Here is a 14,252-nt window from a genome sequence, read left to right as displayed (position 1 = left end):
TCCTGAAGGTTATACATAAATCCCATGAAAAATCGGATTTATGTATAACCTTTTTTATTAAAGGACAATTTATGTCCACTGTAAGTAAAAAGCTAAAAAAACTTCAGTAGATGGAATATTACAACAAAAGACCATTATCCGAACTTATTAACATGATATTCACATTATCCACAAAAAAATAAGTTTAAAAGTGAATGATTTTGTGTTAACATACAATTAATGTTCGTCTTTCGGGAAAAATCAACGTAAAAACATAAGAAAAATCGTGTTATTCTTCAGAAAGAAGTGGTACACTAAGGTTGACTATAATTCGAAAAGAGGGAACCCAGTGAGAATAGCAATTTCTTCTGATCACGGAGGCAATAACTTACGTCGTGAGATTATGCAGCTATTAGATGAACTTCAAATTAGCTACGAAGATTTTGGTCCACAATCTGCGGATTCAGTAGACTATCCAGACTATGCAAAACCTGTATCTGAGGGTGTTGCTAACGGAGAATTTGATAAAGGCATTTTAATTTGTGGCACAGGAATTGGTATGTCCATTGCCGCTAATAAGGTCAAGGGCATACGTTGTGCATTAGTACATGATGTATTTAGTGCCAAGGCAACGCGTTGCCATAATGATTCAAATATTTTAGCAATGGGCGAACGTGTAATTGGCCCTGGCCTTGCACGTGAAATCGTACAAGCATGGCTAGAAACCGATTTTGAAGGTGGCCGCCATGTACGCCGTATTGAAAAAATTACTGAACTAGAGCAATAATAGTTTTGTTATTCCATATATGGCATTCGTATAGGATGTCATATATGGCATGATTTTAATGGATATAGATGAAGGAGCTGAGCTTAATGGTTGTAAAACAAATACGAACACATTTGACTCAGTTACTCAGTGAATTTGAAGAGCAAGTAACATTACGACCCCATACAATTTTTGTAATAGGGTGCTCTACATCTGAAGTGATTGGTCAGAAAATTGGCACAGCGGGAGCATTGGAGATAGCAGAAGCCATTTTTGAGCCGTTACAAGAATTTGCAGCAAAGCATCAATTGCTTTTAGCATTCCAAGGTTGTGAGCATATAAATCGCGCCATTACTATGGAAGCATCCACAGCTGAAAAATTTGGCTATGATCCAGTAGCGGTTGTTCCAGTACGTACGGCAGGCGGCTCAATGTCAGCATATGCCTATACGCAATTTGATAATCCAGTGATTGTTGAAACAATACAGGCACATGCAGGTATTGATATTGGACAAACATTAATCGGTATGCATTTGAAAGCAGTAGCTGTACCTGTTCGAACATCGGTAAAAATGGTAGGAGAAGCTGTTGTGACGATTGCAACAACACGTCCTAAGCTAATTGGCGGAGAACGTGCAGTATATAAATAATTACCACCCTATTTAGTGGTAGAGATGAATAACGATACTTTAGGAGGCTTTTTCAAACATGGCATATGAAAAATTAGCAGTACAAGACAAAGCAGTACTAGATGGAATTCTTGCAGAAAAAACACGTCAGCAAGCAAATATTGAATTGATTGCATCAGAAAACTTTGTATCCGAAGCAGTGATGGAAGCGCAAGGATCAGTACTGACAAATAAATACGCTGAAGGTTATCCTGGTAAACGCTATTATGGTGGCTGTGAGCATGTAGACGTAGTAGAAGACATTGCACGTGATCGTGTAAAAGAACTCTTCGGAGCAGAATATGCAAATGTGCAACCACACTCAGGTGCACAAGCAAACATGGCTGTTTACCATACGATTCTAGAACCAGGTGACACAGTTCTGGGTATGAACCTTTCACATGGTGGTCACTTAACACATGGTTCTCCAGTAAACTTCTCTGGTATTCTATATAATTTTGTAGAGTATGGTGTAACACAAGATACACAAGTGATTGATTATGAAGATGTACGACAAAAGGCTTTAGAGCATAAACCGAAACTGATTGTTGCTGGTGCATCTGCTTATCCACGTGAAATTGACTTCTCTAAATTCCGTGAAATTGCAGACGAAGTTGGAGCCTATTTCATGGTGGATATGGCACACATTGCTGGCCTTGTAGCTGCTGGCGAACATCAATCACCAGTGCCATATGCTGATTTTGTTACATCAACTACACATAAAACATTACGTGGACCACGTGGTGGATTAATTCTTGCTTCAAAAGAATGGGAGCAAAAACTAAATAAATCTGTATTCCCAGGCATTCAAGGTGGCCCATTAATGCATGTTATTGCTGCAAAAGCTGTAGCATTTGGAGAAGCTTTACAACCAGAATTTAAAGACTATGCAAAACAAATTAAAGCCAATGCAAAGGCATTAGCTGAAGTATTAATTGCTGAGGGTGTTGAAATTGTTTCTGGTGGTACAGATAACCATTTATTACTGCTAAATGTTAAATCTCTTGGTTTAACAGGTAAAGTAGCAGAGCACGCACTAGATGAAGTAGGTATTACAACAAATAAAAATACAATCCCTTACGATACTGAATCTCCATTTGTCACTTCTGGAATTCGTATTGGTACTCCAGCGGTCACTTCTCGTGGCTTTAAAGAGGAAGATATGAAAGAAGTAGGAGCAATTATAGCAGCTGTTCTTAAAAGCCCTGAAGATGAGGCAGTTAAAGTAGATGCAAAAGATCGTGTGAAGGCATTAACTGATAAGCATCCACTATATGTATAATCAATAGAATAATAGCTGTATTTAAAGTACAAAATTTACTTTAAATACAGCTTTTTATTTTGGGAATGGAGGATTAAACTGTAAAAAACATCTTTTTTCTAATAAAGTAGAATAATCCTCTTATTTTTGAATAAATTTACATAAAAACGGTATAAAGGGATATATTATAGTAGTCAGAGGACAGATAGTGTCCTAGAAAAGAAGTTTTTTTTAATAAAAGTGAAAATTTAATTAAATTTTATGTACAATGGAAATGAGATGAAGTGATAGAAAAGGAGGGGTTGGATGGTCACTAAATCGTTAAACACAGATTATGATGTATTATTAAACAGCATTCGCAAATTAGGTAATAATTCGAAAGAAAGCTACGTTATTTTTGATGCGACGAAGCATCATTACATAGTAGAGTGTAATGATTCTTTTTGTATGCTTACTAATGCTGCACGTTCACAAATTCTAAATACTGATTATTTTTCATGGCTATCAATGGACGAAAAAATGACAACCATTGAAATGATTAAAGAAAAAATACATAACGGCATAATGGTGCAGGCGAAGCTATATCATAATGGCATCGATAAACCTCCCTTTTGGGCAGAAATACAAGCATTACCTTTTTGCAATGAGGCAAATGTAACCCAATTTGTTTTAGTATTTGTGAAGGATGTTACATATTATCATACGGAAGACTTCTTAATACGTTTAGAAAATGATATGTACAGGGCAATTGAGAAGGAGTTTACTTTTGAGCAAAAGATGAAGCTTATTTGTCAAGGCCTCGATGAATTTTTCATGCCAAATATTGCAAGTATGGTGCTTATAAAAACAGAAGTAAACCAATTACAAGTTTTCATAGGAGATAATCAAACAGAGAGCGTACCAAAATGTTGTACAAACAATGATTTCTTTAATAAGGTCATGCAATCAGAAACGACTACTTTCATAGAAAATTTAGATGAAGTGAATATTCCTAAAGAACATAAGCAATATGCTTCGCTAGCTAAAAAGCCGCATGGATGGTTTATCCCTATACGTAATCAACAGCGGCAAGTAATAGGTGTTTTCTCGATATTTAGCCAAAAAACACAAAGTGACCAAATGCTTAAAAATATGTTTCGAAAAATGGGTGCTCTTGTTGCATTGGCTTATTCATATGCAAGGACGCAGAAAAAAATTTGGGATTTAGCCTATACAGACATTACAACAGGTCTGCCTAATCGTCACAGCTTTGTTAATACGATTGAAAGGGAAGTCCAGCAGGGGCAAAGTGGCTTTATTAAAATATTAAAACCTAGTGAATTTCATCAAGTAGTTGAATTATATGGCCGTGAAATTGGTGATGAACTTTTAAGACAACTTGCCAAACGTCTTGAGCAAGACAAGTCAGAAAGTAATGAGTATGTTGCTAGATTCACTAGCTCTAGTTTGATTATGACTACAATGTCACTTCATGAAGATTTGAATGATTATGAGATGAGAATAAAAGAAACGATTCGCCAGCCTTTTATTATAGGAGGAAAGCAAATCTATATTACATTAAAAACAGGCATTGCTTCCTATAATGATGACATAAATATTAATGATGCGATTCGTTTTGCAGATAATGCGTTATCCTTTGCAATCGATAGGCCAGGCACACATACTGAAATATTTACAACAGAGAAAAATGATGTGCTTGTACAGAAGATGACGGTTTTAAATCATTTGTCAGAAGCCATCAAAAATAAAGAAATAACAGTCCACTTACAGCCTAAAGTAGATTTACGCAATGGGGAAATTCAAAGTATTGAAGCACTTGCAAGATGGATTTCTCCAAAATTGGGTTTTGTTTCACCGGCAGTCTTTATTCCAGTAGCTGAGAGTGCTGGTAAGGTTCGAGAAATTGATGTGCTTATTTTAGAGACGGTACTCTCATGGCTTTCAGAACGACAACGCCTGGGAAGGAAATTAGTGAAAATAGCTGTCAATATTTCACCTGATCATTTTTACTACACGCACTTTGTTCAGGATACACTGAAACTTGTGCGGAAGTATAATATTGACCCTAGCTATATTATCTTAGAGGTGACAGAAAATATTGGTTTAGTAGATTTCCAATCAGCCTATAAGATCATTCAAGAGCTGAAGAGCTATGGCTTTAAAACATCCGTAGATGATTTTGGAACAGGCTTTTCTTCATTAAGCTATTTACAACAATTACCGTTTGCTGAACTAAAGATTGATCGAAGCTTCATCAATGCTATTGAAGATCCAGCAACACTTGCTATTGTTCGCTCTATCATTCAGTTAGCATTAAATTTAGGGATGATTTCAGTGGCAGAGGGTATAGAGACAGAGGAACAGGTTGAGATTCTACGTGCGCTAGGATGCACAGTAGGACAAGGATACTTCTATTTCAAGCCAATGCCAATTGAACAATTAGATATAATCCTTGATCAATAACTTAGTTTTGACAAAAGAATAGATGATAAATGGAGTTGTCCTAAATTTATTTTTGAGGCGACTCCTTTTTTCTGTTATACTAGTTGAGATAAAAATGAATCCGAACGGTGAGGAGAGAATCCCTTTGAGCAAAGTCTATGTATTTGATCATCCACTAATCCAACACAAATTAACTTATATTCGCGACAAGAATACAGGAACAAAAGAATTTCGTGAGCTAGTAGACGAAGTGGCAACACTAATGGCATTTGAAATTACACGTGATATGCCAGTAGAGGAAATTGAAATTGAAACACCTGTAACAATTGCAAAAACAAAAGTACTTTCTGGTAAAAAACTTGCAATCGTACCGATTTTACGTGCAGGTATCGGTATGGTAGATGGCGTATTAAAGCTTATCCCTGCTGCAAAAGTTGGTCATATTGGTCTTTACCGTGATCCAGAGACATTAAAACCAGTTGAATATTACGCAAAACTTCCTGCAGATGTTGAAGAACGTGATTTCATCATTGTAGATCCAATGCTTGCAACTGGTGGTTCTGCAGTGGAGGCAATTCATTCACTGAAAAAACGTGGAGCTAAAAACATTAAATTCATGTGCTTAATCGCTGCACCAGAGGGTGTGAAAGCTATTCAAGAAGAACATTCGGATGTAGATATTTACATTGCTGCACTTGATGAAAAATTAAACGACCATGGTTATATTGTACCAGGCTTAGGTGATGCCGGAGACCGTCTATTCGGTACAAAATAAAAATCCATACATGAAATTTCCTCATTTAGGAAACTAATAATTTGTGAAAGCGTCCTTCAAATTGAAGGGCGTTTCATAGTATGTGTAGGTAAGTAATCCCTCATCAACAGGAGATTGATCTTACTATACAATAACAAAAAGGACGGTGCAGATCGTTTTGACAAAGAAATGGAAAGTAATGACGATTTTTGGTACAAGACCAGAAGCAATTAAAATGGCTCCTCTTGTTTTGGAGTTACAAAAGTATCCTAAGCAAATAGAATCTATTGTAACTGTAACAGCACAGCATCGCCAAATGCTCGATCAAGTATTAGAGACGTTTAGTATTACACCAAACTATGACTTAAATATAATGAAGGATCGCCAAACATTAATTGATGTAACGACAAACGCATTACAGGGTTTAGATAAAGTAATGAAGGAAGCACAACCAGATATCGTTTTGGTACATGGTGATACAGCAACGACTTTCATTGCAAGCCTCGCTGCGTTCTATAACCAAATTGCTATAGGACATGTAGAAGCGGGACTTCGAACATGGAACAAATATTCACCATATCCAGAGGAAATGAATCGCCAACTAACAGGCGTGATGGCAGATTTACATTTTGCGCCAACTGAAGTATCTAAAAAGAATCTTTTAGATGAGAACAAAAATCCAGCGACGATTTTTGTTACAGGTAATACAGCAATAGACGCATTAGCAACAACAGTCAGTGAACACTACACGCATCCTGTATTAGATAAAATTGGCGAGGATCGCATGATTTTATTAACGGCACATCGTCGCGAAAATCTTGGTGAACCAATGCGCCATATGTTTAAAGCGATCACTAGAATACTCGCAGAACATGAGGATGTTCAAGTAGTTTATCCAGTTCATATGAATCCGGCTGTAAGAGAAATTGCTAATGAAATTTTAGGGAATAATAAACGAGTGCATTTAATTGAGCCTCTTGAAGTATTTGATTTCCATAACTTTGCGGCAAATTCATATATGATCTTAACGGATTCAGGCGGTGTACAAGAAGAGGCACCTTCATTAGGGAAGCCAGTGCTTGTTCTTAGAGATACGACAGAACGTCCAGAGGGGATTGCAGCAGGAACATTAAAGCTAGCAGGAACAGAAGAGGAAACAATTTACGCCTTAGCAAAGGAATTACTAACAGATAATAATGCCTATGAAGCAATGGCTAAAGCATCAAATCCATATGGAGACGGACATGCATCTAAGCGTATTGTTGAAGCATTGCTAGGATTTTTGCAAAAAACTAATTAAAATACTATATTTTATATTAAAAATAAGTCTAATGTACCTATTGAAATGGGTAAGCTAATTTACGAGCATAATCTTGTCGTAAATTAGCTTTTTTTATGCGTGAGAAGGTTGAGAAATTTTGAAACTATGAAATTTCATACACAAATTTGTCAACAATTTGACAAGAGTATAGAGGCTGTGAAGTTTTTCTCCTTTACCAATTGACTTCAAATATCACCTATTGTATGCTTACAAAGGGTAAGAATGATAAGGGTTTCTGTTCATAAATAGGACGTTGAAACACTTGTTATATCAACTTTCTACTAAATTGACAGTTCAAAATAAGACTGTCGATTTGCAACGTTTTGTGCGTTTCGGTTTTTACCGAGTCGGTAAGGGGTGTAAGTTATTTTTTTGGGCATTTACACCTGTAATTGAAATGACTCTCCCATTACTATTCCGCTGTGAGTAGTGCTTTTCACTGCTCTTTTCTGATTTCACATAGTGGTCAGCAAACGTTTTCATTACTCGAAAAAATGATTCAGGAGATTACAACCAATGCTAGATTTGCATCACATTTTTGCTGTGCAGAAGAGGGCGTTATTTTTTTTGCTTGCACTCTGCGCATTAGGCTGGGGATTTACCCCCTATCAAACTGTTTTTGCGGGCATCGCAGTCGGTGCATTCTTTGGTACGTATAATTTTTGGATTTTAGTTCGGCGTATGGAGAAGTTTGACAGATCCATTAGTGAAGGGAAGAAAATAGGCTCACTTGGTACAGCGCTTCGCTTTGGATCAGGTGTTGCGGCAGTCGCAATAGCCATTTCGTTGCCAAACTATTTTCACTTAATTAGCACGGTTATAGGGCTAATGATTCCGTACGTTTTTCTCTTTGTCGAGAGAATTGTGTCACATGTAAGGAACCGCTAATGTGCTTTAAATTAGAAAGAGAGGTGAAAAATAACAATGAATCATGAAGCTCCGTTACTAGAAGTCGGTTTTTTAACATTTAACTTATCAACAGTTATGATGTTACTAGTTGCAGCAATTATCGTATTTTTAATTGCCTTTATTTCAACTAGAAGCCTAAAGTTAAAACCTACTGGTATGCAAAACTTTATGGAATGGATTATGGATTTCGTTAAGAATATCATTAAAAGCAACATGGATTGGAAAACTGGTGGTCGATTCCACGTTCTAGGTATCACACTAATTATGTTTATCGCAGTATCTAACTTACTAGGTCTTCCTTTCTCAATTGTCTATGGGCATGAGCTATGGTGGAAATCACCAACAGCTGACCCTACAGTAACGATGACATTAGCAGCAATGATATTAGTCTTAACGCATTTCTATGGTGTAAAAATGAAGGGTACAGGTCATTATGTTGGTACGTTCTTCAAACCAATGTCATTCATGTTCCCACTTAAAATAGTAGAAGAATTTGCAAACACATTAACATTAGGTTTACGTCTTTACGGTAACATTTACGCGGGTGAGATTTTACTTGGCTTACTTGCAGGTTTAGCATCATCAGGTGCTGTGGGATTCATCGGGGCAATCGTTCCAATGATGGCATGGCAAGGTTTCTCAATTTTCATCGGCTTTATCCAAGCCTTTATCTTCACAATGTTAACAATGGTTTACATGGCTCATAAAGTGAGCGATGACCATTAATATAAAGCATATACCCTATGCTTGAACAACAAAAACAAACAATTCCAAGGAGGAAATTTTCAAATGACAGGTTCATTAGGTTTATTAGCAGCAGCAATCGCAATCGGTTTAGGTGCACTTGGTGCAGGTATTGGTAACGGTCTTATTGTATCAAAAACAGTAGAAGGTATCGCTCGTCAACCAGAAGCTCGTGGCGTTCTTCAAACTACAATGTTCATCGGGGTTGCATTAGTTGAGGCCCTACCGATCATCGCAGTAGTAGTAGCATTCATCGTAATGAACAAATAATTCAGTTGAACACTGAATTTTACTAGTGGCGAAGCAGGATTCTCCAGATGAAACTTCGCCCTTCATTTTGGAACTGATAAAAGCTATGTGTAAATATAGCTTTTTAAAATAGGTAGTTTTTTAGTCATTAAATTATGTTGAAGTTAAAGCTCTTGAAGGGAGTGAAACAATCGTGTTTTTAGATAATCTTGTACTAGGTGCAGGCGGTGCTTCGTTAAATAGTGGAGATATCATCGCAACATTAGTTATTTTCATCGTATTAATGTTACTACTTAAGAAATTCGCTTGGGGTCCACTTATGGGCATTATGCAACAACGTGAAGAATTAGTAGCGAGTGAAATCGAAGCAGCTGAAAAAGCGCGCAAAGAATCGCACCAATTTTTAGAAGAACAAAAGAGCCTTCTTAAGGAAGCTCGTACAGAAGCACAATCGATTGTTGAAGGCGCTAAGAAGCAAGGCGAATTACAAAAAGAAGAAATTCTTACTGTAGCTCGTAATGAAGCAAATCGCTTAAAAGAATCGGCTTTACGTGAAATTGAGTCTGAAAAAGAAAAAGCTATTGCAGCTGTACGTGATGAAGTCGTTTCATTATCTGTACTTGCAGCATCTAAAGTCCTTAGCAAAGAGATTTCTGAGGCAGACAACCGTGCTCTAATTGAAGAGACGATTGCGAAGGCAGGGGAAGCTCGATGAGTAATTCAACTGTAGCAAAACGTTACGCTCAAGCGCTTTTTGAATTGGCGCAACAAAAAAATATTCTTACTGAAGTAGGAGCAGACTTAAGTGAACTAACAAAAGTAGTAAAAGAATCGCCTGATTTTTTAACGCTTTTAAATGCACCTAAGTTCTCCGTTGAACGAAAAAAACAAATGGTAGCTGATATCTTTAATGGTGCAACACCAGAAGTTTTACACACTGTTCAACTTCTAGTTGAGAAAAAACGTGTAAACGAGATGACACAAATTGCTAAGGCATATGCTGAACTTGCTGCGCAAGCACAAGGCACTGCAGATGCAACAGTATTTTCAACACGTGCACTTTCTGCAGAAGAAAGCGCTAATATTTCAGCAGCGTTCGCGAAACTTGTTGGAAAACAATCATTAAATATTACAAACGAAGTTGATCCATCTTTACTTGGTGGTATTCGTGTTCAAATCGGTAACCATATTTATGATAGCTCAGTAGCTAATAAACTAGAGCGTCTAAAACGTGAATTAATCGGTTAATAATTTAGAAATGTGAGAGGTGACATACATGGGCATCAAGGCTGAAGAAATCAGCAGTCTGATTAAACAACAGATTGAGAATTATGAATCTGAACTTAAAGTAAGCGAAGTTGGTACAGTTATCCGTATTGGTGACGGTATTGCTCTTGCTCATGGCCTCGACAACGCCATGGCTGGAGAACTACTAGAGTTCTCTAATGGTGTTATGGGTATGGCTCAAAACCTAGAAGAAGGTAACGTTGGTATCGTAATCTTAGGTCCATACACTGACATCAAAGAAGGCGATGAAGTTCGTCGTACAGGTCGTATCATGGAAGTACCAGTTGGTGAAGAACTAATTGGTCGTGTTGTAAACCCACTTGGACAACCAGTGGATGGACAAGGTCCTATCAACACTACAAAATCTCGTCCAATCGAAAGTCCAGCTTTCGGTGTAATGGCTCGTAAATCAGTACACGAACCACTACAAACTGGTATTAAAGCGATTGACGCATTAGTACCAATCGGTCGTGGTCAACGTGAGTTAATCATCGGTGACCGTCAAACTGGTAAAACATCTGTAGCTATTGATACAATTCTTAACCAAAATGACCAAAATATGATTTGTATCTACGTAGCAATCGGTCAAAAAGAATCTACTGTACGTGGTGTTGTAGAAACTCTTCGTAAACATGGCGCTTTAGATTACACAATCGTTGTGACAGCTTCTGCTTCTCAACCAGCTCCATTATTATTCTTAGCACCATTTGCTGGTGTATCTATGGCTGAAGAATTCATGTTACAAGGTAAACACGTATTAATCGTGTATGATGATCTTTCTAAACAAGCATCAGCTTACCGTGAACTTTCACTTCTTCTTCGCCGTCCTCCAGGTCGTGAAGCATATCCTGGTGACGTTTTCTACTTACACAGCCGCTTACTTGAACGTGCTGCGAAGTTAAATGAAACATATCAAAATGGTTCAATTACAGCTCTTCCATTCGTTGAGACACAAGCTGGGGATATCTCTGCATACATCCCAACTAACGTAATCTCAATTACTGATGGACAAATATTCTTACAATCTGACTTATTCAACTCAGGTGTACGTCCAGCGATTAACGCCGGTCTTTCTGTATCACGTGTAGGTGGATCTGCTCAAATTAAAGCGATGAAAAAGGTTGCGGGTACACTTCGTCTTGACTTAGCTGCATTCCGTGAGCTTGAATCATTTGCTCAATTTGGTTCAGATTTAGATAAAGTAACACTTGCTAAACTGGAGCGTGGTAAACGTACGGTTGAAGTTCTTAAACAAGACCTTAACAAACCACTAAAAGTTGAAAAACAAGTTGCAATCCTTTACGCATTAACTAAAGGTCATTTAGATGATATTCCAGTACAAGATATCGTTCGCTTCGAATCAGAATTCTTAAGCTGGTTAGATTCAAACCACACAAACGTTTTAGATCATGTTCGTACTACTAAAGAGCTTGCTCCTGATGCGGATTATGAAGCAGCAATCAATGCATTCAAAAAAACTTTCGCTAAATCAGAATAAGTCTTAGCTAGTCACTTGATTAAAAAACAGAAGGTGGTGAAATACCAGTGGTAAACTTACGCGAAATTAAAGGTCGTATTACTTCAACAAAGAGTACGAAGCAAATTACAAAAGCAATGCAGATGGTTTCTTCTTCTAAGTTACGTCGTGCAGAGCAAAATGCTAAAGCTTACGTTCCTTACATGGAAAAAATTCAGGACGTAGTAGGCGCGATCGCTTCAGGGACAAAAGACAGCGGACATCCAATGTTAACTGCTCGTCCTGTTAAGAAAACGGCTTACTTAGTCATTGGTTCTGACCGTGGTCTTGCAGGTGCTTACAATTCAAGTATCCTACGTCAAGTACAACGTACGATTAACGAGCGTCATAAATCAAAAGACGAATACGTTATTTTAGCAGTAGGTCGTGTTGTTCGTGACTACTTTGTGAAACGTGATCATAATGTCATCAGTAATGTTGTCGGTCTACCTGACCAACCAACATTTGCTGATATTAAAGAAATCGCTCGTAATGCTGTTGGTATGTTCATTGATGGTACGTATGACGAACTTTATATGTACTATAATCACTTTGTCAGCGCTATTGCTAGCGAAGTGACAGAGAAAAAACTTCTTCCATTAACAGATATTGCCCCTGCAAGCGGTACTGCTTCTTATGAATTCGAGCCATCTGGTGAAGCAATTCTAGAAGTGTTACTTCCACAATATGCGGAAAGCTTAGTTTATGGCGCATTATTAGATGGAAAAGCAAGTGAACATGCTTCTCGTATGACGGCTATGAAAAATGCAACAGATAATGCAACTGATCTTATTTCAGACCTTTCTTTGCAATATAACCGTGCACGTCAAGCGGCGATTACACAAGAAATTACAGAAATCGTTGGTGGAGCTGCAGCCTTAGAATAGGCAAGCAGCTTCCCAATGTCGTATAAGAATACGATAGGAGGGTACACAGTAATGAATAAAGGACATGTTATTCAAGTAATGGGTCCAGTTGTTGACGTTAAATTCGACAATGGCCAATTACCAGCAATCTATAACGCTTTAACAGTTAAGATTGAACGTCCTAATGAAGAACCAACAATTCTTGCATTAGAAGTTGCGCTTCATTTAGGTGATGATTCTGTTCGTACAATTGCGATGTCATCTACTGATGGCTTACAACGTGGAGCAGAAGTAACAGACTTAGGAAAAGCTATCTCAGTACCAGTTGGTGAAGTTACACTAGGTCGTGTATTCAACGTACTTGGAGAAGTAATTGACTTAGGTGAAGAGATTCCAGCAGACGCACGTCGTGATTCAATTCACCGTGAAGCACCAACTTTCGAGAATCTTTCAACTACAGTTGAAATTCTTGAAACAGGTATCAAAGTAGTAGACTTACTTGCACCATATATCAAAGGTGGTAAAATCGGTCTATTCGGTGGTGCCGGTGTAGGTAAAACTGTATTAATCCAAGAATTAATCAACAATATCGCACAAGAGCACTCTGGTATCTCTGTATTTGCTGGTGTAGGTGAGCGTACTCGTGAAGGGAACGACTTATTCTTCGAAATGAGCGATTCAGGCGTTATCAAGCAAACAGCGATGGTATTCGGTCAAATGAACGAACCACCTGGTGCACGTATGCGTGTTGCTTTAACTGGTCTTACAATGGCGGAATACTTCCGTGATGAGCAAGGTCAAGACGTACTTTTATTCATCGACAATATCTTCCGTTTCACACAAGCAGGTTCTGAGGTTTCTGCCCTATTAGGTCGTATGCCTTCTGCGGTAGGTTACCAACCAACACTTGCAACTGAAATGGGTAAACTACAAGAGCGTATCACATCTACGAACAAAGGATCTGTAACTTCTATTCAAGCGATTTATGTACCAGCCGATGACTATACTGACCCGGCTCCAGCTACAACTTTCGCCCACTTAGATGCAACAACTAACCTTGAGCGTAAATTATCTGAAATGGGTATCTACCCTGCGGTTGACCCATTAGCTTCGACTTCTCGTGCATTATCACCTGAAATCGTAGGCGCTGAGCACTACGCAATTGCTACTGGTGTACAACGTACAATCCAACGTTACCGTGAATTACAAGATATCATTGCAATCTTAGGTATGGATGAGTTATCTGATGAAGATAAACAAACAGTAGAACGTGCTCGTCGTATTCAATTCTTCTTATCACAAAACTTCCACGTAGCGGAACAATTCACTGGTCAAAAAGGTTCTTATGTACCTGTAAAAGAAACTGTTCGTTCATTCAAGGAAATCCTTGATGGCAAATGGGATCACCTACCAGAAGATGCTTTCCGTCTAGTTGGTTCAATTGATGAAGTAGTTGAAAAAGCGAAAAGCATGGGCGTAGAGGTTTAATA

14 protein-coding genes are annotated in these 14,252 nt (G+C 38.0%); all 14 read left to right on the top strand.

All coding sequences use genetic code 11. The features are described 5' to 3' along the window. Nucleotides 1-328 precede the first annotated feature (328 nt). The 14 genes from rpiB (at nucleotide 329) to atpD (ending at nucleotide 14,250) form a co-directional block, all read left to right on the top strand. Nucleotides 329-766: a ribose 5-phosphate isomerase B gene (gene rpiB, locus ACMGGO_RS19730; protein WP_004269466.1), complete on the top strand. Its 438-nt coding sequence runs from the start codon at nucleotides 329-331 to the stop codon at nucleotides 764-766. An 86-nt stretch (nucleotides 767-852) separates the two neighbouring features. Then, nucleotides 853-1,395, top strand: a complete 543-nt coding sequence (locus ACMGGO_RS19725) for a TIGR01440 family protein (RefSeq protein WP_315062391.1) — start codon at nucleotides 853-855, stop codon at nucleotides 1,393-1,395. Between the two features lie 58 nt (nucleotides 1,396-1,453). Further along, nucleotides 1,454-2,695, top strand: coding sequence for a serine hydroxymethyltransferase (glyA, locus tag ACMGGO_RS19720; protein WP_319839908.1), 1,242 nt, complete (start codon nucleotides 1,454-1,456; stop codon nucleotides 2,693-2,695). 285 nt (nucleotides 2,696-2,980) lie between these two features. Next, nucleotides 2,981-5,137, top strand: coding sequence for an EAL domain-containing protein (locus ACMGGO_RS19715; protein WP_420282148.1), 2,157 nt, complete (start codon nucleotides 2,981-2,983; stop codon nucleotides 5,135-5,137). A 124-nt stretch (nucleotides 5,138-5,261) separates the two neighbouring features. Continuing rightward, nucleotides 5,262-5,891, top strand: coding sequence for a uracil phosphoribosyltransferase (upp, locus tag ACMGGO_RS19710; RefSeq protein WP_004269470.1), 630 nt, complete (start codon nucleotides 5,262-5,264; stop codon nucleotides 5,889-5,891). Between the two features lie 157 nt (nucleotides 5,892-6,048). Continuing rightward, nucleotides 6,049-7,170 carry a non-hydrolyzing UDP-N-acetylglucosamine 2-epimerase gene (wecB, locus tag ACMGGO_RS19705; RefSeq protein WP_004269471.1) on the top strand — a complete coding sequence of 374 codons (1,122 nt, stop codon included), beginning with the start codon at nucleotides 6,049-6,051 and terminating at the stop codon, nucleotides 7,168-7,170. Nucleotides 7,171-7,707: 537 nt separating this feature from the next. Continuing rightward, a complete protein-coding gene (locus ACMGGO_RS19700) occupies nucleotides 7,708-8,079 on the top strand; it encodes an ATP synthase subunit I (protein ID WP_004269472.1) in 372 nt (123 codons plus the stop codon). A 36-nt stretch (nucleotides 8,080-8,115) separates the two neighbouring features. Next, entirely contained in the window at nucleotides 8,116-8,826 is a 711-nt protein-coding gene (atpB, locus tag ACMGGO_RS19695; RefSeq protein WP_004269473.1) for a F0F1 ATP synthase subunit A, read from the top strand. A 63-nt stretch (nucleotides 8,827-8,889) separates the two neighbouring features. Continuing rightward, a complete protein-coding gene (atpE, locus tag ACMGGO_RS19690) occupies nucleotides 8,890-9,114 on the top strand; it encodes a F0F1 ATP synthase subunit C (RefSeq protein WP_004269474.1) in 225 nt (74 codons plus the stop codon). A gap of 172 nt (nucleotides 9,115-9,286) precedes the next feature. Further along, complete coding sequence (atpF, locus tag ACMGGO_RS19685; protein ID WP_016992759.1) at nucleotides 9,287-9,808, top strand: F0F1 ATP synthase subunit B; 522 nt, start codon at nucleotides 9,287-9,289, stop codon at nucleotides 9,806-9,808. After that, nucleotides 9,805-10,341 (top strand): F0F1 ATP synthase subunit delta, encoded by a 537-nt coding sequence (locus ACMGGO_RS19680; RefSeq protein ID WP_036076089.1) that lies wholly within the window; start codon nucleotides 9,805-9,807, stop codon nucleotides 10,339-10,341. The genes atpF and ACMGGO_RS19680 overlap by 4 nt, the downstream gene beginning before the upstream one ends. 28 nt (nucleotides 10,342-10,369) lie before the next feature. Then, nucleotides 10,370-11,878 (top strand): F0F1 ATP synthase subunit alpha, encoded by a 1,509-nt coding sequence (gene atpA / locus ACMGGO_RS19675; protein ID WP_004269477.1) that lies wholly within the window; start codon nucleotides 10,370-10,372, stop codon nucleotides 11,876-11,878. A 47-nt stretch (nucleotides 11,879-11,925) separates the two neighbouring features. Continuing rightward, entirely contained in the window at nucleotides 11,926-12,783 is an 858-nt protein-coding gene (gene atpG / locus ACMGGO_RS19670; protein WP_004269478.1) for an ATP synthase F1 subunit gamma, read from the top strand. A 51-nt stretch (nucleotides 12,784-12,834) separates the two neighbouring features. Continuing rightward, a complete protein-coding gene (atpD, locus tag ACMGGO_RS19665; protein WP_004269479.1) occupies nucleotides 12,835-14,250 on the top strand; it encodes a F0F1 ATP synthase subunit beta in 1,416 nt (471 codons plus the stop codon). The last annotated feature ends 2 nt before the right edge of the window (nucleotides 14,251-14,252 follow it).

It is taken from the genome of Lysinibacillus sp. BNK-21 (assembly GCF_048684915.1).
Lineage (GTDB): Bacteria > Bacillota > Bacilli > Bacillales_A > Planococcaceae > Lysinibacillus > Lysinibacillus capsici.
The sequence above is the reverse complement of the archived record's forward strand: the minus strand, read 5'-3'. Positions and strand labels throughout refer to the sequence as shown.